Origin of the sequence: Weissella sp. MSCH1, assembly GCF_045799135.1 — a bacterium.
Taxonomy (GTDB): Bacteria; Bacillota; Bacilli; order Lactobacillales; family Lactobacillaceae; genus Weissella.
In genome coordinates this window covers 1-23,561 of the sequence record NZ_JBJMBA010000042.1, presented here as the reverse complement: position 1 = coordinate 23,561, position 23,561 = coordinate 1, and the positions used below count along the sequence as shown (strand labels likewise).

The following is a 23,561-nucleotide window of genomic DNA, read 5'->3' as shown; positions in this document are numbered from 1 at the left end:
GAATAGTTAATTATGGCTCAAGTACAATACTACGGAACTGGCCGTCGTAAGAACTCTGTTGCCCGCGTACGTTTGGTACCTGGTAACGGTAACATCACGATCAACGGTCGTTCAGCTGAACAATACATTCCTTTCGCTAACTTGCGTGAGGTTATGGTACAACCATTCAACGTTACTGAAACTCTAGGAAACTACGATGTTTTGGTTAACGTAAACGGTGGTGGTTTCTCAGGTCAATCTGGTGCCATCCGTCACGGTATCTCACGTGCTTTGTTGCAAGTGGATCCTGACTTCCGTGCAGCTTTGAAGAAGGCTGGATTGTTGACTCGTGACGCTCGTATGAAGGAGCGTAAGAAGCCAGGTTTGAAGAAGGCCCGTAAGGCTTCACAATTCTCAAAGCGTTAATATCAACTTGCTGGAAACAGCGGTATATCAACGAATTCGAGAGTTTGTGGGAAACATCATGGGAAACATGGTGCTTCAACCTACTTAATACGAATCAAAAAATTAAGACGACTCATGACTTTATGTTGTGGGTCGTCTTTTTTAGCGCGCTGAATTTAAAATATTCAAAGCGATTGCGTCTTGCTTCATCTTTGCCTCAGGCATTAGTTCTAGATAGTACTTCTGTGTAGTTGCTATGTCAGCATGACCAAGTCGCTTAGAAATATACATGATGGCTTGATCGGCGTGTTCTTCACCAAATTTAGCGAAAATGTACGAGCTAGATGAATCTCGTAATCCGTGAAAGGTGGTTGGCTCAATATCAAGGCTAACCAAAAGCTTCTTCAATAAAGCAGCATGCTGGAAGTTATCTGTATCAAAGATACGGTCAAGCTCATTTGGTTCTTTATCCACTAACATTTGAAAAACGTCAGGAGTCACAGATACTACTCGTTCTGAAGCAGCTGTTTTCATTGATAGGTCGTCAGAATCAGGGCTGAGAGACTTTGTCAATGAAATCTCGTGGGTCTCTGCGATAAGGTCTGACTTCGTTAGGGCCAAAAGCTCACCACGCCGGGCGCCTGTCTCGGTTGCTAATAACGTGATTAAATTGAAGTTAGTTTCGTGATGCTCGAATAAGTAACGACGTAGCTTTTCAAAATCAGTCATGTTTAACGCATGGTTTCGACGAGTTGGCTTCTTCAATCCACGAGGCTTTAGAGCGCTGGTAATGTCATGGAAAATCATCTGTTCTTGCAAAGCATATCGTAAGACAGCACGAAGCTTTTTGATATACTCCGTCACTGTCTTTTGAGACTTGGTTTCACCATACTTGTCCAAGATTCGTTGGATGGGCAAATGCTCTTCAAATTCACCAAGTGTCATCCCCTCAAAGAGAAGGTGGTTAATCTTAGCGGCATTGTAATAGTTCTTCATTGTGGCTTCTTTCAAATCAGGCTTACGAATGTTTTCGAACCACGTATCATAGAAGTCAGTAAATAGCATTTTACGACCGGTTGGTAAAATATCTTGGGCCTTCAAACGTTCATTTTCAAAGGCCCAAATTTTAGCCGTTTGGCGGTCGGGGAAGGTCTTCGATTGACGGCGACCACGGCCCATTGAGATTACGGCCTTAATCTTTCCATTGTTTAATTTTTCAAAACTTGGCATTGTTTATGTCCTTTCTTACACTCCCAATGCCAACAGACATATCCACATAATACCACGGCTGGGAAGTAAAAATATATGTATCCGGCACCAGGCCGGCATCGTTATCGAACCGTTACAGGTGGCAAATCCTCCATGTATTGGTCTAACGACTTGACAGGTACCAATAGTACCTCGCCAATTTTTACGATTTTTAGTTGAGGGTCGTTTCGCACATACTTGTTGAATTGATTGAAGCTAATCCCCAAATATTCAGCAGCTTCAGACAAGTGTAGAAGTTGCTTTTGAATGATAGAACTACTCATCCTTACATTCCTCATTGTATTGTAGTTGGTAGTATTCGCTAGTGAATTGAAATCCGGTTTCTTCATGGGACCATTCGAATGTTGAAACGAAGTTTGACGTTCCATCAGATAATCCGAATGCTTCCAGTGCATCCGCTTTTGTCTCAAAACGTTCTACCAATGGGCGTTTTAAATTTTGGCTGCCTCTGTAAATTCGAAGCCCGGCAGGGTATAGTCGAAGCTTTTCGCCTTTTATGCGAGCTTTGTTATTTGAAGTTTCCAAAGATAAGTCAGTGAGGTATGTCGCGACATATCCTGATACGCTCTTGTAACTCGATAAAGAGGTAATCCACACAACGCCTTGTTTCCAAAGTTTCTCTTGCAAAAATTGCTTTTCTATTCTGAAAGGAGAATTATCTTCAAATTTCATCAGAATGTGAAAATGCCAAATTAACATTCCGACATTGTCCGATCGCTTAGGTTGAGGTTCGATGACGGATAGATAAACAACTGATTTTTTTGGAAATTCACGAGCCAACCATCGTTTGAGACGCTTAACGAATTTTTCTGATTCATACGACGCTGATTTAGCGTTGCCGCCAATAGTGTCATCCGAGAAGGTCAGAGTGATAAAGACGCCCCCTTTTCCTAATTTACCATCGAAATTTGCGGCAATTAATTCTCTAATTTGAGTCATTGTGCGTTTTAAAGAGGTGGTGTTTTGCCCACGAACATCAGCCGTTTTGACATGGCTAATGTGTTCAGGACGCCCGCGTTTTAAATCTGTCTGTAGCACGACGTTTTGCCCATATTTTCTAGCTATCACAGGTTGACCTAGAATCAGTGGTTTTCGGCTATGATTAATCTTACTCATAATTAAACTCTTAAATTAAAACGGCGAGTTGTGTTATATAGAATAAAGTAAGGGGGCTTGTTGGCCTTTGCGCGTTTGGACGCGCAGTCCACAAGCCCCAAATTTTTATCTATCTACGATTTTGGTTCCCAAAATTTTGAAATTATGCTTCCCAGCCATTTCAACGTCACTGAAATGGTAATCCGGAAATCGCTTGTTCAAAAATTCGATATTTTCATTCAAGCGTGACCTTAGTTCATTAGCAATTCCACCGTTAAATCCAAAGAAAACACGTAGTACCAAATTATTTTTTGATTTCTTAATCCGGAGAGTTTTCAACCAAAAATTTGAGATTTCATTCTTACTGGTGTTTGCTGTTATCGAGCTATCAAAACGAGATAACCAAATGCCAAACGAAGCCGAGACCAAATCGCGTTTTAGTTGTCCAGTAATTAAGTTGATGAAAAACCATAGAAACACCAAGATTATGAAGTACCTGAGAGTGGTATGGACAGCATATTTAACTGGAATCAGCATGACCAAAGGATAGTACCGAAATATGCAATCAATCAGGAGAGCGGCTAGCGTATTGATCAGGACGAGTGGTCCTATAATCCATCGATAGTAAATCATTGTGTGTCTCCTTGGAACGGTGTTAACAATGGCAAAATTGTGTCGTATTGCCCAGTAATTGATAAGAGTCCGCGTCCCTTCCCACCTAACTTATCTGTCGGCAAGATGGGAAGAGAATCCTGGGTTAAATCGGGGAACATGAACTGAAGGCTTTCAGATGACATGTTTCCTAATGCGAGTTTGAAACTGATTGTCCGTCTTAAATTGGTTGGTAAGGTCGTGGCGTCTGCGTTTTGGCTGATTAGGATCAAAAATACACCGGCCGAGCGACCTAAGTTTCCAATACGGGTCAATACTGCAAGGAATGCGTCCTTAATTGGCTTCTTTGAAACAGACCCTACAAGAGAACCTAGCTCATCGATAACAATAAAGAGGGGCTCTTCATGGATGTCTGCGATAGATGCCTCTTCGATTCCCGTTTCAAGCATGCGCCATTGACGTTCATTCATAATGTCGTCAATCCTTTGTAACTCACTGGTGAGAGATTCCAAAAACGAGGCATCGCGCTTTTCCTTATCTGGAACTAGCAAACGTACCTTACCTCGATACAGTGGATTAAATGTCATCGTACGACTCATCGTGTCAACCTTCGGATCAATTACCAATACCTGCTTATTGGGGAATTTGCGGACCAAGATTTTCAATATCATATTTGCGAACATTGTTTTACCAGATCCAGATAGGCCTTGAATAAGCATATGAGGATAATGCAAATAATCGTAGTCCACACCGCGCATTAGAGGAATCCTGTTCGTTTTGTTGAAATACTCAAAAAGAGATTCATCTGTGTCGTGCAATCGTTCGGTCGTTCCGTCACGGTATGGATATACAAAGGCATCCCCAAATGGGACGTGTAAATCAGTAGACTCAATCCGCATGAACTCCGGTCGGTCAACTGTTATCTGTGGTCGAGCTGCCGTGGCAATCAATGGGTAGAGTTTTGCGAATGTGGCGTTATCGAATGACATTGTTCCGGGTACTGCGAGTGCGACCTTTATAACTTTGCTTTCTTCATCAATAATTACATCGAAATCATGATTTCCATGGTTGATGTTATCTCCGTAGTTCATATTGATATGCTTGATGATTCTTGATACTACATCTTTCATGCTAGAACTGCTCGATGAATAGGTTTGTGCAGAATCGCTAAATGACCAGTTAGATAAATCCATTACTTTGCACCGACGGCCTCGATAGATTCCGCGTTAACCCAAACTACGTTGTTAGCAGAACCAGCCAGACCGCCCGTTACGTTGTGGAATACGACTGAAGAACCGAGTGAAAGGTTCTTGACTGGTACGTCCTTTACCGTGATTTCAAAGTTAAGATCCAAATCATCAATGTATACTGGGTACTTAGTGCGGATTTGTTCCACTCCTTCGATTACACGGTTATCTTGGCCTGGCTTGCCAGTCATAATTGCGGCTAAGTCCTTGATGGCCGTTTGACCGTTTTCAAGCTGTGTTGCCGGTTGATTTAGAACCTCGGCGATGCTTAGAGAGAAATGTGATGGCTTGATTTGCATGATATATGTCCTTTCATTGTGCAAAAAGAGGTGATATTTGATTTACTGTTTGATTTGTTACCAAGGGTCCCAAATCTGAAAATGAACAATAAGAACGCGTCCTCTGATAAAACTTGAGCGAATTTTTGTGATTCGTAGTACCGGAATGTCGCGATTGTAGTAATGACTGTCGAGTGCCATTTCGATGTGAGAAGCATATCTCCCTTCATCGATAAGAGAGAAAGCGATAAATCCTTTATCTACTCCACGATTGAAAGTACGCTTTTGAAACGAAAAGTCGATTACTTTTAATGCGATACCATATTGTTCTTGAGTAAATGAAATTATGTCGTCGGACAAATTTGATAGTTCATTAAGTACGTTCATGATGAAGACCTCCTAACACCCGAATGGGTAAATATTATTGATAATTTCTGATAAACTTGAAAAAACAACAATCAGCAAGTATCAATAAAAACATTATTAGAAAGTTTACAAACGGATTCCAGTTGAAAAATAATGTGGAGGGAATGACAGTGAAGATTTCAGATGAGCGTTGGAAAGAATTGGAAGTTGAGTTGACTGCGGCTATTAAGCTTGACGAAAGTGTTGGAGGGCGAAAGGAAGGCGCTAAGTCAAATATAGAAGATAACGTCTGGATAGATGTTGATATGGCGCTGGCGTTAATCAGAGGAGAAAGAAGGATTCTGTATGTATCAGAAATGATAGATTTTGAAACTAAATTTACAAAAATTAATGATGACACTATCAAACGGTACTTGCGAAAAGAAGCCGAAAAGTTCCCCAAAAAATATCAGCCAGTTACGATTAAAAAAACGAAGACGGGGTTTCAGAGAAAGGCAACGGTTGCATATTCACTTAGATTTATTAACCATATTACTCAGTCAATTTGGAGAGATTTACCTGAATTACTAAATATACAAATTATCGAGATTCGCGAAAAGTTGCGTATGACAAAAAAACAGCTTCAAATAGCATTGGAGAATTATGTCGGGGATCCAGAAGAATTAAATCGTGGTTTATTGGATTACGTATACGACTTACAAAAAAAGCGAAACACTGAGGTTGATTCTCTGGTTGAAAAGTACGAAATGGAAGTTAAAAATATTAAGGACATAGCATTCCACTGGCAGCATGAAAATCAAAAACGTATTGAAGGTATACACGACTTAAGGAAAGAAATAGAAAGCGTTTCGGGAGATGAATTGTCAAAAGAAGAAGTTCTCGATCTGATAAACTATTACACAAGTTCGGATTACTTAGATTCACCGTTTCCGTTTTAGCTTGTGAGTGAGACGTAAAATTTGATAATTTGCCTACAGCAGGTTTGCCAGGCATTCAACAATTAACAGACTTCCTAGTTGATTGTTGAATGCCTGGCTTTTTGACGTTATGAATTTATTCACTAAACCCAAGATTAAGAATGATACAATAAAGCTATTGAACGAAATGATAAAGGTGCAAAAAATGGTGGGTACAGTATTGAGGAGAGAAGTCGAGGGGCCGTCTCATCCTTTTATTAAAGAACAGTTGTTGAGAGATAGAATCTCAAAAGGATTAGTAAGCGAATCCGAAGTTGATCAAGCGAGGGCCGCTGTATCGGATTTTATGAAATCGATTGACCTGGGTGGTAATCACGTCAATGATAATGAAGAACAATTGCGGCCTTACTTCTTTAAAAAGATATTCAATGAGGCACTTGGTTATTCGGATGATCAAATGTACTTTGAAGAATCAACATCATCTGATAGTAAAAAAGCAGATATGATTTTGGTTAACCCGACTGAAGATGCAAAATTTAAAAAGAAGCCAGATGTTATTGTTGAAATGAAGGATATGAAGATTGTTAACCTTGATAAAAAGCAAGGACGAGCAGACTTCACCGGTTCTCCCGTGGAACAAGCATTTAGTTATTCAACAAAATATGAGCGGCGCCCTAATTTTGTTATCGTGTCTAATTTCAAAGAAATAAGAATTTATGGTTCCGTTCAAGGAGAATGGTCTGTAATCTATTTGGAAGATTTGCTTCAAAGTGATTATGAGTTAGAACGTTTTTTTGCATTGCTAAGTCCAGCGCAGCTATTGCGTCATTCAAATGCACAAAGTGGGCGACTATCTGATTTGAGATCAAAAACTACTGTGTATGATGAACAGATATCTATCGATTTTTATCAAACGTATTTGGAAACTCGAGAATTTTTGATTTCAGATATTATTCAGAGCCAAAAACGCGAAGATGAGCCAATTCATTATCGTGATGCTTTTAGAGCTGCGCAAAAAATATTAGATCGATTTTTGTTCATCGCTTTTGCTCAGGATTATGGCTTTTTACCAGAAGATGCATTTTCGAGTGCCATCCAGATTAGACAAGAAAAATTAGACAGAGATCCATACGCACTTTGGAATAGTCTAAGTGAATTATTCAGAAAAATTGATCGCGGTAATGATAATCCAGCTATAAATCGGTTTAATGGTGGTCTTTTTAAGAGGGACAAAAACCTTGATACCCTCTATGTTAGCAATGAAGCAGTATTGCGTTTTGCTGATATTGATAATTATGATTTCGTTTCAGATTTGGACGTTAATATTCTCGGCCACATTTTTGAACAAGCAATTGGGGATATTGATAAACTGACGGATGAATTTTCGAATGAAACTACCCAAAAGCTTGTGTCAAAAAGAAAAAAGGATGGGATTTTTTATACTACAGCAAACGTAACGCAATATTTGTTGAGTATGACGATTTCAAACTGGATTCAAGATCAGCGTGAAAAATTAGGAGTTGATAAGTACAAAGCCATCTCCCCCGAAGACATTGATTTTTTTCAAAATGAGGGAAAAACGCAGCTTAGCCACAGTATTACGAAGCGTGTTCAACGACAGATAGACAATCTGAATATGCTTCGTGAAAAGTTGCATAATATAAAAATCCTAGACCCTGCGGTAGGTAGTGGAAGTTTCCTAAATGCCGCATTTGATATTTTGCAACGAGAAAATAAAGCTATCGACAAAGAAATTAGAGAGTTGGTAGGCGGGCAAACGGATTTCTGGGATTTGAGAACAGAAATTCTTCGAAACAATTTATTCGGAGTAGATATTAATTCAGAATCGGTTGAAATCACAAAACTGTCTTTGTGGCTGAAAACGGCATCTTCAAGCGAACCACTAACAACTTTGGACGACAACATTAAAGTGGGAAATTCGATTATTAACGATAGTAGTTTGACTGATATACCGTTTGACTGGGCGAAAGAGTTTCCAGAAATCATGGCTGAAGGCGGATTTGATATCGTAATCGGTAATCCACCATATTTAACTTCACGAGAAAATAAAATAACCGAAGAAGAAAAGCAGTACTATAACGAAAATTACCCCATTATGAGTCAATATCAACCAAACCTTTATAGAGTATTTGTTGAGAAGGGATACAATTTATTGAAGGATAGCGGGTATTTTGGATATATCATTCCTAACACGTGGATGACCATTGAAACATTTTCCCGCATGCGAACATTTTTGCTTAAGCACACTCAAAACTTAGTAGTTATCAATATGTTTGACAAAATGTTTGAGGACGCTGTCGTAGACAATGCGCTTCTTATTTTTAAAAAAGGTGCACCAACATATTTGGAGTTGGGTGAATGGCGAAAAGGTATTATTCAAAGTATTGAAACCTATAAGCCAGATGAGATGCTAACTAATACAAATGAGATATTGGTCCAATTAGATAAATCAACATCAAAGTTAATGAAAAAATTTAATACGGGTGTTAGAGAATTGGCATCGGTTGCAACGGTTAAATCAGGGCTTGTTGCGTATGAAGTAGGTAAAGGGACGCCCTCGCAAACTAAAGAAATGACGACAAGTCGAATTTATCATAGCTATGAACTTCATACAGGTTGGCGAAAATATTTACAGGGACGTGATGTCCGGAGATATGAAATTGACTGGACGGGTGAATATATACAATATGGTAAGAACCTGGCTGCTCCAAGAAGTGAACAGCAATTCAAAGGTACAAGAATCTTAGTTCGACAAATCCCGATGATGAGTAACCACATGGTTTCAGCGGCGCTGACGGATGGTGAGTTCATTAATGATCGAAATTCAAATAATATTTTTGATTTCAAGTATCTGCCTGAATATGTGTTGGCTATTTTAAATTCAGAGGCGTTGTCATTCTGGTTTGTGAATACATTTAACAAGTTTTCTCGAAAAACGTTTCCACAATTTAAAAAAGGCGAGTTAGAAAAATTTCCAATTCCTAAAGTGAACGAAACAGTTCAAGCAAGCATAGCAACCAAGGTGAAAGTGATTGAGAAATCGATTGAAAGTATTCAGAACTATAATGTGCCATTTAATCGGGAGATGAAAATTGAATTTTCTGATTGGCAGGACGTGTCGTTAACGGCTACTGAGACAGTGGAGGCACAGCTGAAAGCGGTTCCTGTGGATGATAGGACTAACCTCGTACAAATATTAACCAAATACGAGCAGCTGGTTGAACATGAATCGTATGCAATTGAAACCGCAGAATCAGAATTGGACAAGCGTATCTATGAGTTGTACGGTTTTACAGAAGAAGAAGTGGGATTAATACACCAATTTATGGATGACTTCATTGAGACTCATCTAGCAGCCAAAAAGAAGTAAAGTTATTTAGATTCCAAGGAAGGTTATGGTATTTGGGGTAAAATGCTGACGGTTGATAATTGGATTAGTATTACAGGTATCGCGCTGCCAATAGTAGTATCCGCGGTGACCTTTATCTGGAAAAGTTTCATGGATGCTAAAGTACGCGATGAGCAAGCCAGGCCAAATGTGTTTATTAGCTATGAACGGGGGTGGCAAAACGGTAACTACATGGAAGAACTTGTTTTGAAAAATTACGGTCAAACAACGGCGATAATCACAAATATGAAAATTTCGCCTGCTTTTGAAAGTAATGGTGATGCTAAAGTTGCGGGGAGTCCTTTCGAGGGAATGAAAGGAGTGCCTTTAGCGCCTGGACAAGAAATGCGAACACTTGTTGGACATAGTAATGGCCAAGGTAATGATAATACAATTAAACGGGAGAAAAGACATTTCGTGATTGAATATAGAAATCCTTTTTTCAATAAGGACTACAGTTCGGATTACTATGTGAATGAACCTGGCTTGCCCGTGATGTACGGAATAGGAACAGGCAAGAATGTTGTGGAAGTTAAACTAAATCAAAGCCAATTCGTGGACTTAAAAAAGAGTCTGAAATTTAACAAAGTTCAAATTGATGAATTAGATGGTGCTAATAAATGATATGTACATGTCTGTTGGCATTCATGGGAAACATCATGGGAAACGTGTTGATAATCATTGACGGTCATTGAAAGTGAAATGCTGATTAAACAGGCATTCGGTGTCAACGATTATCAACTTATCGGACTCAAAGCGTTAATCTTTCGATTTTCACTTTCTGGATTGGGAACGATTCAAAAAACATTAAAAGCACTTATTACTTCGGTAATAAGTGCTTTTTTGCGTCTATTGCAATCTTTAACAAATATGGGCAATTGTGACTAAATGAAAACTACCCGCCGTTGTATAATTGACAGCATCATATCAAAGCGTTAGTTACTTTATGTTTAGTCCGGAGCAGCTAACGGCAGTTGAGGGGGAAATTATGGGAGTTGGTAAAATACTTGGTGCGACAATCCTGACGATTTTAGTCACAGGAGGTACGGTCACCTATCTATCGCATGGGGTAATTGGCCACGAAGCAGCACCAAAGGTTCGGAAAATTCATAAACCGGTGGTTAAGCAAAATATAAACGCGCCCGTGCAACCACAGTCAGTTTTGGCCAAATCGATTGACCAGCAAGTCAAAGCGACGGGTCGAAGTGGCACATTATTAGTGGCCAAAGCCGGTAAAATCATTCTCAATCAGGGATATGGCCTGGCAAATAAGCAGACTAATCAGCCGGCGACAACACGATCTTTGTACGGGATTGCATCACTCCAGAAGAATCTAACGGCATTGCTTGTGATGCAACAAGTGGCGGCAGGAAAGATTAAGTTAACTGATAAGGTGAGCCAATATTTACCACAATTACCGGCAGCCAACACAGTTACTGTACAGCAATTGTTGAATATGACAGCTGGCTATAATCAAATTGGTAAAACGGAAGCCACCCTTGATGAAGCAGGCTATGAAAAGTATGCGTTATCACAATTGGTGATGGATCAACGTGGGGCTTGGTACTATTCAGCTGGTAATTACGTCGCGTTAGTTGGCATCTTGCGCCAGGTTACTGGTCGTTCTTATGCCGATTTATTGAAGGAAACGCTCAAGGGTCAGCATCATATCGATTATACGGACTACAACGATTTTATTAACAGTCCATATAAAACAGCAAACTATGGGGCAGATGGGACGGCTTATTTTGATAATCCGAATATCTTTAACCGAGAAATTGGGACCGGTAGTATTGAGATGACGACTGGTAATCTCTATAAATTACTGCGAGATGAGTTAAGCAACAAGATTATTTCAAAGCTGCAATTTAATGCAATGATGCGCCTGGCGCCTAATGAAACCTATGCGAGTGGGATGTACGATGATGGCAATGCTTATCGGATGCACGGGATTATTTTAGGCTTTGAGCCTTCAGTAAAAATGAGCAAAGATGGTAAAAACATGGTTATTTGGTTAAGCAACGAAGATACAACCAAGGTACACACGAATGTGGATCTTGTTAATCACCTCTACGATAGCCTGCTAACAGTTGAGTAAAGGCGCTAAGCATTGCGTCCACATGCAACAGCGGAATGTTTCACTTTCGGTTCGCAAATAGTCCCAGAAACTTGACAATCGATGCTTACTTAAAATACAATGTAAATAAGAAAGCGCTTACAACGTTTGCTTTAAATTTATGGGGGGCATTGAAATGTCAGATACGAAGATTTCTGCAGGATTAGCAGCATTGAAAGTCATGGAAGGTTGGGGGATTGACACCATGTACGGTATTCCATCAGGTACGCTTAGCGGCTTGATGAATGCAATGGGAAATCCAGAAAACAACATCAAGTTTATTCAAGTGAAGCACGAAGAAATTGGTGCCATGGCTGCCGTTATGCAATACAAGTTCGGTGGTAAGATTGCGGTAACAGTTGGTTCAGGGGGACCAGGTGCGACCCACTTGATTAACGGGTTGTATGATGCCGCAATGGATCACATCCCCGTGCTGGCCATCCTAGGTTCAAAGCCAGTTCGCGAATTGAATATGGATTCATTCCAAGAACTAAACCAAAATCCAATGTATGAAAACATTGCGGTGTATAACCGTCGTGTCGCAACGGCTGAACAATTGCCTCACTTGGTGGATGATGCCATTCGTACGGCTATCTCACAACATGGTGTTGCGGTACTTGAAGTCCCTGCCGACTTTGGGTTTGCAGAGCTTGACGCCGCTTCAATTTACTCATCACCATTGTATTCATCGGGTCCTAAGTTCCAAAACTACCGACCAGTTGAGCCACAAGCAGCTGATATCGATGCGGTTGTTGACATTTTGGCTGAGTCTGAGCGTCCAGTGATTTATGCTGGATTTGGTACACAAGGCCACGGTGATTTAGTCCAAGAGTTGTCACGCAAAATTAAGGCACCAGTCATTACGACAGGTAAGAATTTTGATAACTTCGACTGGGATTTTGAGGCATTAACGGGTTCAACCTTCCGTGTTGGTTGGAAGCCAGCTAACGAAACGGTATTGGAAGCTGATACAGTATTGTTTATGGGAACAAACTTCCCATTCTCAGAAGTTGAAGGGACATTCCGTAACGTTAAGAAGTTTGTGCAAGTCGATGCGAACCCAGCAATGCTTGGTAAGCGTCACGAAACGGACGTGGCCATTTTGGCGGATGCAGGTAAGACGCTTGAAGCGTTGTTGGCAAAGGTAGCCCCTGTTGAAGAAAACGCTTGGTGGCGTGCAAACGTTAAGAACGTGCAAAACTGGCGCGATTACATGAACAAGTTGGAGCAGAAGACAGAAGGTCCATTGCAGGCTTACCAAGTCTACAATGCGATTAACAAGTTGGCTGATGAAGATGCTATCTTCTCAACTGATGTCGGTGACGTGACCCAATTGTCAACACGTCACTTGCACATGAATCCTAAGAACATGTGGCGAACATCACCATTGTTCGCGACGATGGGAATCGCTTTGCCTGGTGGAATCGGGGCAAAGAACACGTACCCAGACCGTCAAGTTTGGAACATCATCGGTGATGGGGCCTTTTCAATGACATACCCTGATGTGGTTACGAACGTTCGTTATGACATGCCAGTTATCAATGTCGTCTTTACCAACACAGAATACGGCTTCATTAAGAACAAGTATGAGGATACTAACGAGTACAACTTCGGGGTAGATTTCACTGACGTTGATTACGCCAAGGTTGGTGAGGCGCAAGGTGCCGTTGGTTTGACGGTTAACCGCATTGAAGATATTGATCGCGTTATGCAAGAAGCGGTTGATTACTACAAGCAAGGTCGTGTAGTGGTAGTGGATGCCAAGATTACAAAGGATCGTCCAATTCCAGTTGAAACATTGAAGTTGGATACCAACTTGTACAGTGATGATGTCGTTGCAGCCTACAAGGAAAAGTATGAGGCGGAAGACCTAGTGCCATTCCGTGAATACTTGGAAGGTGAAGGTTTGACGTCAAACTACATTAAGGCTGACGAAGGAAATAAGTTTAGCTTCTAAACACACCTAAATTAGATAACCATACACAAAAAAGCAGCTAACGACACTTAGCTGCTTTTTCCTATGGTGTTAATTATTAATCATTGTGCTAGCAGAATTGTTCAGGGCGTAAATCAAAATTGGCGCGAAGGCCTCTGGTAAGACCGGCTCAGTTTGATTCATCCAGATTGACACAAGGCCAATGAATTCATGGATAATTACTTTAGATTGCACAGTCGCTGGGACAATCACGCCCATATGTAAGCGATCTTGAAAAAGTGGTAGTAGTAAATCACTGTAACGGTCTTCCATAAAGCCGTTCCAAGTGGAGTTGATTTTATCAGAATAAAGGATTTGAAAGAAGTCACGTTTGTCATAAATCAGTGGTAATACAGCATAAACCAGGTGATGAATGATAGATGGACTACCAGCCCGCTCCGTGACAACCGCTTTGATTTCATCCTGAATATCCTGATCAACGTAGTAATACAACGTTGTTAATAGCTCGTCGGTATTGCGAAAATGACTTTGATACATAGCCTGGCGTGAGATGCCGACCTCATCAGCAATCGCTTTAATTGAAATATCAGAAAACGATGCGGTACGTTGGGCGACTGTAGCAAATGCTTGAAAAATTTGAATGTCAGAGTCAGTGAATTGCATGATTACCTCCTTGAATTGTTAATGTGGCAATCTAATAAAACAGTATTGCATACATGACATATATTATATAGCGCATATTTAATGCCGTCTTATTTCATTTTCAATTTATTTTTAGCTGACGTTTACAGATGACAACGACGGGGCATTGAGTGAGTAAGGTGACCAAGTGTATCATAAACTTATGGGGTACGGTTTATGATGAGGAGGTGGGACGATGTCAGCAATTGTGACGTTATTCGTGGTGACAGTGGTGGTCTGGATAGCACTGATGATGACGCGTAAACAGCAAACAAAGTTTTGGACGATTCTAGATATACTTTTTGGGATTATGTTAGTACTTTGGCTGGTCGTGTTAGTAAAATTGAATGCCTAACAAAACGCTCGCACTGAAATTAATTGGTGTGAGCGTTTTACGTTAGTTTGCTATGATAGCAGTAACAAGGAGGCGGGGGAAATGGACTTAAAAGCAGAAATTATGGCTGACCCACGGAATCAATCATTTACTGAGCGCGGGCTTGAGCCAATTTACATGGTCGGGAAAGATGTCCGGATTTTAATCATTGGTCAAGCGCCAGGATTGAAGGTGGAACAGACGGGGGTATCGTTCAATGATAAGAGTGGCGACCGACTGAGAGAGTGGATGGGCATTGATCGTGACATATTTTATGATTCAGGTTTAATTGGCGTTTTGCCAATGGATTTTTATTATCCAGGTAAAGCGAAAACGGGTGATTTGCCGCCACGCAAATTTGTGGCACAGGAATGGCATCAACGGATCATGGCGACGATGCCGAATATTGACTTGATTTTGTTACTTGGCGGTTATTCGCAAAAGTATTATTTAGACGTTAAGAGCAGTGAAACCTTAACGTCGATTGTGAAACGCTTTGCAGATTTTGGGCCTAAGTATTTTCCGTTGGCCCACCCATCCCCACTGAACAACATTTGGCTGGCTAAGAATCCATGGTTTGAAGCCACGGTTGTGCCGGCACTTCAAAAACGAGTGGCGACGATTTTGGCCAAATAAGTTTGTGAAAACATTGTTTATTAGTAAGTATTCCTGTACACTCCTAAAAGTATGACTAATTTAATGTCGGCTATGAACATGCCGACCTAGAATGTGTAGGTAAGAGAATCTTATGAATATAAAGCGGACGGCAATGATTGGCGGGTTGCTATTTAGTAGTGTGTTGGGCGGCGTGACGATTATGTCAACGCCAACCTACGCGACTGACAATATTGCCATGGCAACTGATGATGCCTCTGACTGGGTACCAGATGCAGCGCTGCGTCAAGCACTACAAAGTGCGTTGGGTGCCGGTGTGCCACTGACTAAAAGTAATGTTGCCCAAATTCGGCAATTGAATTTAACTTATGACGGCATCACGGATTTAACTGGTTTGGAATACGCCACTAATCTCAGCATCATTGACTTAACTGGGAATGCGATTTCAGACATTAGTGCGTTAGCCAAGCTGCCTAAGTTGCAGGATGTTAGTTTGCGGATGAATAAAGCGACCGTCCTGCCTGATTTAACGCCTTTAACAAGTACACCGATTAAAAGTTTAAACTTGGTTGCAGACGATTATGGGTTGGTTCCTGAAAAGTTAGCGGCGCTTAATCAGATGACGACGTTAACATCACTTGAAATGCAGAATACGAAAGTAACCAGTGTGCCCGAACTAGGCAATTTGCATCAACTGCGCGAATTAGGTTTGGCAGGTAACAAACTAACGGATGTTAGTGCATTGGCGCCGTTGACGCAATTAACGTCATTAAAGGTTGGTTCAAATCAAATTACTGATTTTACGCCAATTGCTAAACTGACCAATTTAACCACACTTTCAATTGGTAATAATCGTAGCAACGATATCAGCATGTTAAGCACTTTGACGAAGTTGCAACAGGGAACGTTTTCGCAAATGGGCTTAACGGATGCGATGATGCCAACATTTGCGGCGATGCCAGATTTGACGGAGTTATCAATTGATTTTAATGATCAAATTACAAGTTTGGCCGCGTTGCAACAGTTAACGAAATTGACGAGCTTGAACTTTAGTAAAGATCAAGTCGCTGATTTAACGCCACTGCAGCATTTGACGTCGTTGACGAGTTTGAATTTCTCAAATGCGCAAGTGACCACGCTCCAACCAATCGCTGGCTTAACGAATTTGACTTATGTGAACTTGCTGCGTAATCATGTACGGGATTTAACGCCTTTAGCTAATATGACGGGGTTAACCTATGTGAATGCTAAGCAACAGTCAATCACGTTGCCAGCCGCCTCGGTTAGTGCGGGTCAGACAGACGTCACCGTGCCAGTGACTGCAAAAGCGATTGACGGCACGCTGGTCGCAATTACGCCACAAGCAGATACTGACGCAACGGTAACGGCTGACCAGGTCACATTTACCGGGGTCACGGCTGGTGCGACTGGTTATTTGGCGTGGGATAACACAGCGGCAACCGGTAACAGTCAGCGTTTCTCTGGTACGATAACACAACCGTTTGAACAGGCGGTTGAGACAACCTCACCAGAATCACAACGAATTGCAGTGAAATTAGCTGTACTGAAAGGTGATGGTAGTCAATTGACGTCGGTTGCCAGTAACTATGTGCAACCAGATGCGACGTTTGAAGCTGATGGTACCGGGGGCGGCTACTTATATGTCAATGTCAGTGTGCCTAGTGCTTATGGGGATGATAGCGTAACTTTTAAGGATGGTGAGCGACTATCAACGAAGACGGTTGGTGTGGCAACCTTAATGACGACAAAGTTTCATCTAACGCCAGCACAAGTTGCGAATCCGTACTTTATGGAAAATATGCATGTGAATATTGCTAGTATTGGTTATAATCATCGTTATGATGTTGCCTTTAAGGTAACTGGCATTCCTGACAGTCAACCAACGGCAACCTTACCAGGATCGCTAGCAGCTAGCTCACAGGCGCCCCAGTCTAGCCAGGCCAGTTCACAGTCATCAAGTATGAGCCAAGCGACGTCACATACAAAATCAAGTCAGGCGCTAACGAGTAAGCAGTCTCATTCGTCGCAGCAGTTTAGCAGCCAGTCTTCTCACATACACCAAAGCTCATCGATGACGACCCAGACGCGGTCTAAGCACTCTGCGGCGACACAGAAAGTGGCTTCGTCAGCAAAACGGTCAACGTTAGCCGGTAAGCGGAGTATCACATTGGCGGCTGCTAGTCAGGCAATGTCAGCAAGTGAGGTGGTTGATACGACACCGGCAATCACGCAAACCTTGCCATCGGTAGTCGCCTCACAAACTGTAGCACCAAATAGCGTCGCGACTAGTGTGCCAAGCCAGGTGGGTAGCCAAGCGGTTAGTGCTGTGGCGGCGCCGTCAAGGACGCAACCAACACAAATTGCAGCAACGGTACCGACGAGTGTAGCGTCGCGACCAGTCCAGAGTGCTCAAGCAGTGTCCGTCGCGCCACAAACTGCTTCGGTAGTTAACCAAGCGTCTGACCGTGCGACAACACGTCAGCCGGCGCAAGCAACGACTAGTACCAGGGCCGTGAACCAACCGGCAACCGCTACTAAAACGTGGTCAACGCTTGATACGGTTGCGAGCGTTATTGGCGGTCTGGCCGGATTAGGGATTGCATGGGGCTTCTTAGTCTGGTTCAAAATTTTATAGAAATAGTGTGAGAAAAAGGCCACCAATCATCTGATTACATCAGGAGATTGGCGACCTTTTTTACTATTCAAATTCTTCGTACTCGTTAGGATCCTGCCCGTCAATTCGACCATCGGCACGATTTAGCTGGTTAATCGTGTCAATTTCTTCAGCGGTCAGTTTGAAATCAAAGATTGTCGCATTATCGCGTTGGTGAACCGGATTGGTTGAACGCAAAATTGGGACAATTCCACGGTCGATATGCCAACGGGTGATAATTTGACTCGGTGTCTTGCCGTACTTGTCCGCAATTGCCTGAACGACTGGTTCGCGCATGGCGCCACCACCGCGGCCAAGTGGACTCCAAGCCTCGACCGTGATGCCACGATCAATATTCGCTTGGACGTTGTCCGTTTGAACCCAGTAAGGATGGATTTCAATTTGGTTCACGGCTGGCTTGACGCCGGTTGCATCAATAATGCGGTCCAAGTGTTCGGGTTCGAAGTTTGAAACCCCGATTGAACGAATCAAACCAAGCTTCTGAGCTGTAACCAACGCTTGCCAAGCTTCAACGTACTTATCACGCTTTGGGAGTGGCCAGTGAATAATGAACAGGTCGAAGTAGTCCAAGCCCATGCGAGCCAATGATTCTTGAATGGCCATCAAAGCATCATCGTAGCCGTGATATTTACCGGGCAACTTTGATGTGATGAACAATTCACTGCGAGGCACGCCAGACTGTCGAATGGCTTCGCCAACAATGCCTTCATTGTCGTAGTTTGTGGCAGAATCGATTAAACGGTAACCGCTTTTAATGGCTGCCAGAATTTGTTGACGACCAGCGCCACCACGTATCTGGTATGTTCCTAATCCCATAACAGGGAGTGGATGTCCGTCATTTAAAGTTAGTGTTGGAATGTTAACCATTTGATGTAACCTCACTTTCATCTGATAACCATACTTTCTCACTAAAAAGCAATTTATGCAAACGCTCTCATTATCAAGAGCAAATCTTTGCACGACTAGGAAGTAATTCGGTATATTGGCGGTAAGAACACGCACAGTTAAGAGGAGGGCACAGCAATGGCGCAACGACACTGGTGGCAAGACGAAGTGGTCTATCAAATTTATCCCCGTTCCTTTCAAGATAGTAATCATGATGGTATTGGTGATATTCAGGGCGTGATTAGCCAACTAGACTATATCCAATCGTTAGGAATTACGACGATTTGGCTATCGCCGGTCTATAAGTCACCCATGGTTGATATGGGGTATGATATTTCAGATTATCAAGATATCGACCCACAGTTTGGGTCGCTGACTGATTTCAAGGAACTGCTAACGGCAGCTAACGAACGTCAAATTAAAATCGTGATGGATTTAGTAGTCAATCATACATCGGATCAACATGCCTGGTTCAAACAAGCGTTAGCGGATCCAGCAAGTCCGTATCGTGACTTTTATATTTTTAAGACTACAACAGATGGCACGGTACCGAATAATTGGCGCAGCATTTTTGGCGGCTCAACATGGACACCAGTACCGAATGAGCCCGGGACTTATTATTTTCATACCTTTGCGTCGGAACAACCGGATTTGAATTGGGAAAATCCAGCACTACGCCGGGCAATCTATGACATGGTTAACTGGTGGCTAGACCTAGGTGTCGCCGGTTTTCGTATTGATGCGATTACGCATTTAAAAAAGGATTTGGATTGGGCAAGTTTACCGGCAGACGGTAGCGATGGATTGGTCTCGGTAACAAAGAAGGGGCAAAACCGGCCGGGGATTGAACGTTTTCTAAGTGAGTTGAAAGCGGAAACGTTCGCGAAGTACGATGCCGTAACGATTGGTGAAGCATATGGCGTACCACAACAGGACTTACATCAGTACATTGGACCGGATGGTTATTTTTCAATGATTTTCGATTTTTCGTACATAAATATTGAAGTTGAAAATGTTGATGAATGGTACCGCGGCCGGTCGGCATGGACCACCAGTGATTTACGTGATTTGCTCTTTGAATCGCAACAGCAAGTGCAAGCGATTGAAGGGTATTTGGGTAACGTGTTGGAAAACCATGATCAGCCACGTGTCTTATCAAAACTAGTGCCGAATGTGGCTTATCAAACAGCGGTCGCAGCAAAAAGCTTAGCGACGATGTATTATTTCCTGCCTGGCGTGCCGTTTATTTACCAGGGGCAAGAACTGGGGATGAAAAATTTTGAACGTCGGCATATTTCGGAATTCAATGATGTCTCATCGTTGAATAACTATGAAATGGCACTCCGTGACGGCTTCTCAGAGGCAGAAGCACTGCAATGGTTAAATGCGAAGTCACGGGATAATGCCCGCACGCCAATGCAATGGACTGGTGAAACGTTTGGTGGCTTTTCAGAAGTTGAACCATGGTTGCCAATGGGGGAGCATCGGGCTGATATTAACGTTGCAACTGAGGAGCAAGACCCAGCGTCAGTCTTAAACTATTACCGTGGTCTGGCCAAAGTGCGTCGTCAGCCACAATGGCATGATGTGATTATTGATGGCACCTTTCATCCATTAACACGTCTGCCGGCCGATGTCATCGCGTACCAACGGCGCTTAGGTGACCGGCTGATTACCGTGTTGGTCAATTTAAGTGTGCAATCATCACGATTTAGTCTGATTCAGGTTGGTGAGGTGCTGACGCAATCGGGGGAAGTCACGATGAGCGGGCACCGCATTACGATGGCCCCATATACGGCTGTGGTAATGGGGATTTCTTAGTCCATTTGTTGGTATACTAAAGAACAGATACGAATGAATGGGGGATTTCATCACAATGATTGCGTTGACTGATAATTTTGCGGTAACGCCAGATGATTTGTTGCGACAACATCTGCTAATTCTAGGAGCGACTGGTAGTGGCAAGTCGACGAGTGCGGTGACAATTTTGCATGACTTGATGATGCAGAACCAAACGACGATTATTATCGATCCAACTGGTGAGTACACGAAGCTGCCACACGCCGTCGTTGCAAAATTGGGCTACAACGCTTTTATTGATTATGAACAACTAACGGGTGCAGAAATCGCGCAAATATTTGGCGTCACGGAGGCAGTGGCGACAGAGAAAGTGGTTGATGCTTGGCAAAGTTTGAAAATCCAGAAGAACGTTGTCCGTCAGTCAGGGATTTATCAAAAGATTGACCGTCCTTGGGCAACGTTTGAGGCGGATGCCCAACGATTGTATGACTATCCGCAACCGGCCGATATGCATTTGCTGCCAGAACAGTTGCAGCAAGAATTTGCTGTGCCAACAGATGATTTTGATTTGATTGGTCAGACAGTTGATCAAGCTGGTTTTCGGACGCTGTTGCCACTAATTCGTCGCATTAAAAGTCAAACAAGTCAACCGGCTTTTCAGCAGTTATTCAATTTGCCAAGTCGTAAGAAAATTGCGACGGTGGGGATGAGAACTGATGTGATGTATTTGATGCGGTTGTTTAGCAGTCAGCGGAGCGAACAAAAAATTCTGGTCATTGATTTGTCAGAATTAGCGGATAATTTAGGTTTAGGTAAGGTTGTTGTGTCATTATTGATGACGGCGTTGCTACGTATCAAGCAAACAGACACGCAACAGTTGCCGGTAACGGTGTTGATTGACGAAGCACACCGTTATTTGTTGCAACAACCTGGTGTAGTGGACGGCATTTTGCGTGTTGCACGTGAAGGACGTAAAGCCGGCTTGTATTTGATGTTAACGACACAAAGTCCGCTTGATTTGCCGGCTGGGTTGTTGGGACAATTTGGTAATTACCTGATTCACCGTTTAAATACGGCAACAGAATTGGCACAATTACCGGCGCTTGCGCCATTGGGGCAACGCATTGCATTACAGCAAGTTGGTGAAGCCATCTTGGCGGGTAATCAATTTGTGCCACCACGTGAGCTACAGATACGACAGGTTGCAGCAATGCAACATCAGACTGCATCGCCCAAATTTTTTTAGAGGATGTGGTCATTTTGAATAAACGATTAACAATACCAATTAGTGGCTTAGCGATACTGCTGTTTGCTTTTTTTGCGTGGGGCGTCACGCAACATGCAGCATGGATTTCAGACATTGATCGCACGGGAATTGCTTGGATTCGAGGTGATTTTACACCTGGCAAAACGGCCTTCTTGACCGGTATTACGCTGTTGGCCCAGCCAGCGACGGGGGTTGCCTTGACGGCGCTGTTTGTTGCGTGGGCAGTTATCACTAAACGTCTTCGTATGGGGGCGTTTGTGGGCTTCAGTGTGGTTGCGGGAGCTGGCTTAATGTGGATTATTAAAAACATTGTCCAACGGCTACGGCCGACAGCAAACCGGTTGATTACCGAACATGGGTATTCATTTCCATCAGGCCACTCCATCAATGCTATGGCGTTTTATGGCGCTCTATTGGTATTGATTTGGCTATACGCCCGTAAACAGTGGGTAAAGGGGGTTGCAACAATCGTTTTGGTTGCAGTCATCATCTTAATCCCAATTAGTCGGGTGTACTTGGGTGTGCACTATCCAAGTGATGCGCTAGCCGGCTTATTGCTTGGACTAGCAACGATGTTAACAGCAGCGACGATCATTCTGCCTAAGAAAGCTTAATTAAAAACGGTCACACCGCACAATTCATCGTGTTAGGTGTGACCGTTTTTAATTAAGCTTCTGTTTTTGGTTCAGGAACAAACGTATCTAGGGCTGACCAGAAAGCGACCAGTGAGAAGACAACGATAAAGTGCCAGAAGACCGTTGCCCAGGCGTTACCGTAAATGTTTGTGTATGTATTGATTAAGTGTTGCATCGTAATCAACGCCACGATTTCTTCGACCGCAATAATCAAAGCAGTCAATGCAATCGCTGCGGCCAGTACCGCGCCGGCAAGCAAGACAAATGAAGCAACATGTTGCGCAATCCAAGTGATTGACCAGGCTTTTGCTGCCTTATGATTCATGAATAGCGACCTCCAAGTGAATAATAACTAGTCCCCATTATACGTTAATTTAGTGTTGTTGTGGGTATTGGTTTGTGGGAAACTAGGGATATTGAAATAATAGGGGTGAGTGATGTATGGCGAAAACAGATCAAACGGTTAGTCCGCAGATTATTTGGGCAATTGTGGGGACTGGTATTTTAGCGTTTACGGGTATTTTAACAGAGACATCCATGAACGTGACTTTTCCGGATTTGATGAAGCAATTTAATATTTCGTTGAGTGTGGTGCAGTGGCTGACTACGGCCTATTTGCTAATGGTGTCATTGGTGATGACCACTTCAGCGTTTTTAAAAGCAAAATTTAATCCACGACAAATTTTTATCATCGCGATTGTGGCATTCTTGATTGGGGATATTGTGGCGATTATGTCGCATTCCTTCGCGTTGCTGTTAGTTGGCCGTGTGATTCAAGGAATTGGAACAGGTGTCATTACGCCTTTGGTCTTCAACATTATTCTTGAAAATGTTCCGATGGAGGCTGGGACAGAACAGTTCTAGCTGAAAATGAAGAAGGAGAAGAAAATCCGACGGATTTTCTTCTCCTTCTTTCTTTTTATCCAAAAATAACGGGATTTTATCCCGCCATGATGGCCATTTTCGTCATATTCATGGCCA

General features: G+C 42.6%; 24 protein-coding genes. 14 read left to right on the top strand and 10 right to left on the bottom strand.

Translation table 11 applies throughout. The features are described from left to right. Nucleotides 1-12: 12 nt before the first annotated feature. Entirely contained in the window at nt 13-405 is a 393-nt protein-coding gene (gene rpsI / locus ACJ28U_RS07205) for a 30S ribosomal protein S9 (RefSeq protein ID WP_010372194.1), read from the top strand. Between the two features lie 141 nt (nt 406-546). Here the strand turns inward: rpsI and ACJ28U_RS07200 are convergent, their stop codons facing one another. The 7 genes from ACJ28U_RS07200 to ACJ28U_RS07170 all read right to left on the bottom strand — a co-directional run bounded on the left by ACJ28U_RS07200 (nt 547) and on the right by ACJ28U_RS07170 (nt 5,272). Continuing rightward, nucleotides 547-1,614, bottom strand: a complete 1,068-nt coding sequence (locus ACJ28U_RS07200) for a tyrosine-type recombinase/integrase (protein WP_407618851.1) — start codon at nt 1,612-1,614, stop codon at nt 547-549. Nucleotides 1,615-1,715: 101 nt separating this feature from the next. After that, a complete protein-coding gene (locus ACJ28U_RS07195) occupies nt 1,716-1,916 on the bottom strand; it encodes a helix-turn-helix domain-containing protein (RefSeq protein ID WP_407618850.1) in 201 nt (66 codons plus the stop codon). Continuing rightward, nucleotides 1,909-2,769, bottom strand: coding sequence for a hypothetical protein (locus ACJ28U_RS07190; protein WP_407618849.1), 861 nt, complete (start codon nt 2,767-2,769; stop codon nt 1,909-1,911). Before ACJ28U_RS07190 ends, ACJ28U_RS07195 begins: the two co-directional genes overlap by 8 nt. A 105-nt stretch (nt 2,770-2,874) precedes the next feature. Continuing rightward, nucleotides 2,875-3,381, bottom strand: a complete 507-nt coding sequence (locus ACJ28U_RS07185; RefSeq protein ID WP_407618848.1) for a hypothetical protein — start codon at nt 3,379-3,381, stop codon at nt 2,875-2,877. Beyond that, nucleotides 3,378-4,490: an FtsK/SpoIIIE domain-containing protein gene (locus tag ACJ28U_RS07180; RefSeq protein ID WP_407618847.1), complete on the bottom strand. Its 1,113-nt coding sequence runs from the start codon at nt 4,488-4,490 to the stop codon at nt 3,378-3,380. The genes ACJ28U_RS07185 and ACJ28U_RS07180 overlap by 4 nt, the downstream gene beginning before the upstream one ends. A gap of 62 nt (nt 4,491-4,552) precedes the next feature. Continuing rightward, nucleotides 4,553-4,906 carry a hypothetical protein gene (locus tag ACJ28U_RS07175; protein WP_407618846.1) on the bottom strand — a complete coding sequence of 118 codons (354 nt, stop codon included), beginning with the start codon at nt 4,904-4,906 and terminating at the stop codon, nt 4,553-4,555. Nucleotides 4,907-4,963: 57 nt separating this feature from the next. Then, a complete protein-coding gene (locus ACJ28U_RS07170; RefSeq protein WP_407618845.1) occupies nt 4,964-5,272 on the bottom strand; it encodes a hypothetical protein in 309 nt (102 codons plus the stop codon). Between the two features lie 56 nt (nt 5,273-5,328). Between ACJ28U_RS07170 and ACJ28U_RS07165 the strand changes: the two genes are divergently transcribed. From ACJ28U_RS07165 to spxB, 6 genes are all read left to right on the top strand, one after another. Next, nucleotides 5,329-6,189, top strand: coding sequence for a hypothetical protein (locus tag ACJ28U_RS07165; protein ID WP_407618844.1), 861 nt, complete (start codon nt 5,329-5,331; stop codon nt 6,187-6,189). A gap of 166 nt (nt 6,190-6,355) precedes the next feature. Next, the gene (locus ACJ28U_RS07160; protein ID WP_407618843.1) at nt 6,356-9,559 is read left to right on the top strand and encodes an Eco57I restriction-modification methylase domain-containing protein; all 3,204 of its coding nucleotides are present in this window, start codon (nt 6,356-6,358) and stop codon (nt 9,557-9,559) included. A 42-nt stretch (nt 9,560-9,601) separates the two neighbouring features. Then, the gene (locus ACJ28U_RS07155; RefSeq protein WP_407618842.1) at nt 9,602-10,201 is read left to right on the top strand and encodes a hypothetical protein; all 600 of its coding nucleotides are present in this window, start codon (nt 9,602-9,604) and stop codon (nt 10,199-10,201) included. Between the two features lie 57 nt (nt 10,202-10,258). After that, entirely contained in the window at nt 10,259-10,465 is a 207-nt protein-coding gene (locus tag ACJ28U_RS07150) for a hypothetical protein (RefSeq protein ID WP_407618841.1), read from the top strand. Nucleotides 10,466-10,523: 58 nt separating this feature from the next. Then, complete coding sequence (locus ACJ28U_RS07145; RefSeq protein WP_407618840.1) at nt 10,524-11,675, top strand: serine hydrolase domain-containing protein; 1,152 nt, start codon at nt 10,524-10,526, stop codon at nt 11,673-11,675. Nucleotides 11,676-11,829: 154 nt separating this feature from the next. Continuing rightward, nucleotides 11,830-13,650, top strand: a complete 1,821-nt coding sequence (spxB, locus tag ACJ28U_RS07140; protein WP_099088489.1) for a pyruvate oxidase — start codon at nt 11,830-11,832, stop codon at nt 13,648-13,650. Nucleotides 13,651-13,719: 69 nt separating this feature from the next. Here the strand turns inward: spxB and ACJ28U_RS07135 are convergent, their stop codons facing one another. After that, complete coding sequence (locus ACJ28U_RS07135; RefSeq protein ID WP_407618839.1) at nt 13,720-14,292, bottom strand: TetR/AcrR family transcriptional regulator; 573 nt, start codon at nt 14,290-14,292, stop codon at nt 13,720-13,722. 214 nt (nt 14,293-14,506) lie between these two features. Here ACJ28U_RS07135 and ACJ28U_RS07130 point away from each other — a divergent pair, with 214 nt between their 5' ends. The 3 genes from ACJ28U_RS07130 (at nt 14,507) to ACJ28U_RS07120 (ending at nt 17,954) form a co-directional block, all read left to right on the top strand. Further along, entirely contained in the window at nt 14,507-14,665 is a 159-nt protein-coding gene (locus ACJ28U_RS07130; RefSeq protein ID WP_172437065.1) for a hypothetical protein, read from the top strand. Nucleotides 14,666-14,746: 81 nt separating this feature from the next. After that, the gene (locus tag ACJ28U_RS07125) at nt 14,747-15,319 is read left to right on the top strand and encodes a uracil-DNA glycosylase family protein (RefSeq protein ID WP_407618838.1); all 573 of its coding nucleotides are present in this window, start codon (nt 14,747-14,749) and stop codon (nt 15,317-15,319) included. Nucleotides 15,320-15,431: 112 nt separating this feature from the next. Continuing rightward, nucleotides 15,432-17,954, top strand: a complete 2,523-nt coding sequence (locus ACJ28U_RS07120; protein WP_407618837.1) for a leucine-rich repeat domain-containing protein — start codon at nt 15,432-15,434, stop codon at nt 17,952-17,954. 63 nt (nt 17,955-18,017) lie between these two features. On the opposite strand, the gene ACJ28U_RS07115 is transcribed toward ACJ28U_RS07120, so the two are convergent. Beyond that, nucleotides 18,018-18,860, bottom strand: coding sequence for an aldo/keto reductase (locus ACJ28U_RS07115; RefSeq protein ID WP_043708775.1), 843 nt, complete (start codon nt 18,858-18,860; stop codon nt 18,018-18,020). A gap of 156 nt (nt 18,861-19,016) precedes the next feature. Between ACJ28U_RS07115 and ACJ28U_RS07110 the strand changes: the two genes are divergently transcribed. From ACJ28U_RS07110 to ACJ28U_RS07100, 3 genes are read left to right on the top strand one after another with little or no spacing between them, the layout of a single operon-like run. Beyond that, nucleotides 19,017-20,699: an alpha-glucosidase gene (locus ACJ28U_RS07110; protein WP_407618836.1), complete on the top strand. Its 1,683-nt coding sequence runs from the start codon at nt 19,017-19,019 to the stop codon at nt 20,697-20,699. Between the two features lie 37 nt (nt 20,700-20,736). Next, nucleotides 20,737-21,924: an ATP-binding protein gene (locus ACJ28U_RS07105; protein ID WP_407618835.1), complete on the top strand. Its 1,188-nt coding sequence runs from the start codon at nt 20,737-20,739 to the stop codon at nt 21,922-21,924. A gap of 5 nt (nt 21,925-21,929) precedes the next feature. Next, nucleotides 21,930-22,559, top strand: coding sequence for a phosphatase PAP2 family protein (locus ACJ28U_RS07100; RefSeq protein WP_407618834.1), 630 nt, complete (start codon nt 21,930-21,932; stop codon nt 22,557-22,559). A gap of 52 nt (nt 22,560-22,611) precedes the next feature. Here ACJ28U_RS07100 and ACJ28U_RS07095 read toward each other — a convergent pair whose 3' ends face one another. Continuing rightward, the gene (locus tag ACJ28U_RS07095; protein WP_099088483.1) at nt 22,612-22,905 is read right to left on the bottom strand and encodes a hypothetical protein; all 294 of its coding nucleotides are present in this window, start codon (nt 22,903-22,905) and stop codon (nt 22,612-22,614) included. 116 nt (nt 22,906-23,021) lie between these two features. Between ACJ28U_RS07095 and ACJ28U_RS07090 the strand changes: the two genes are divergently transcribed. Beyond that, complete coding sequence (locus ACJ28U_RS07090) at nt 23,022-23,444, top strand: MFS transporter (protein WP_407618833.1); 423 nt, start codon at nt 23,022-23,024, stop codon at nt 23,442-23,444. Nucleotides 23,445-23,561 lie beyond the last annotated feature (117 nt).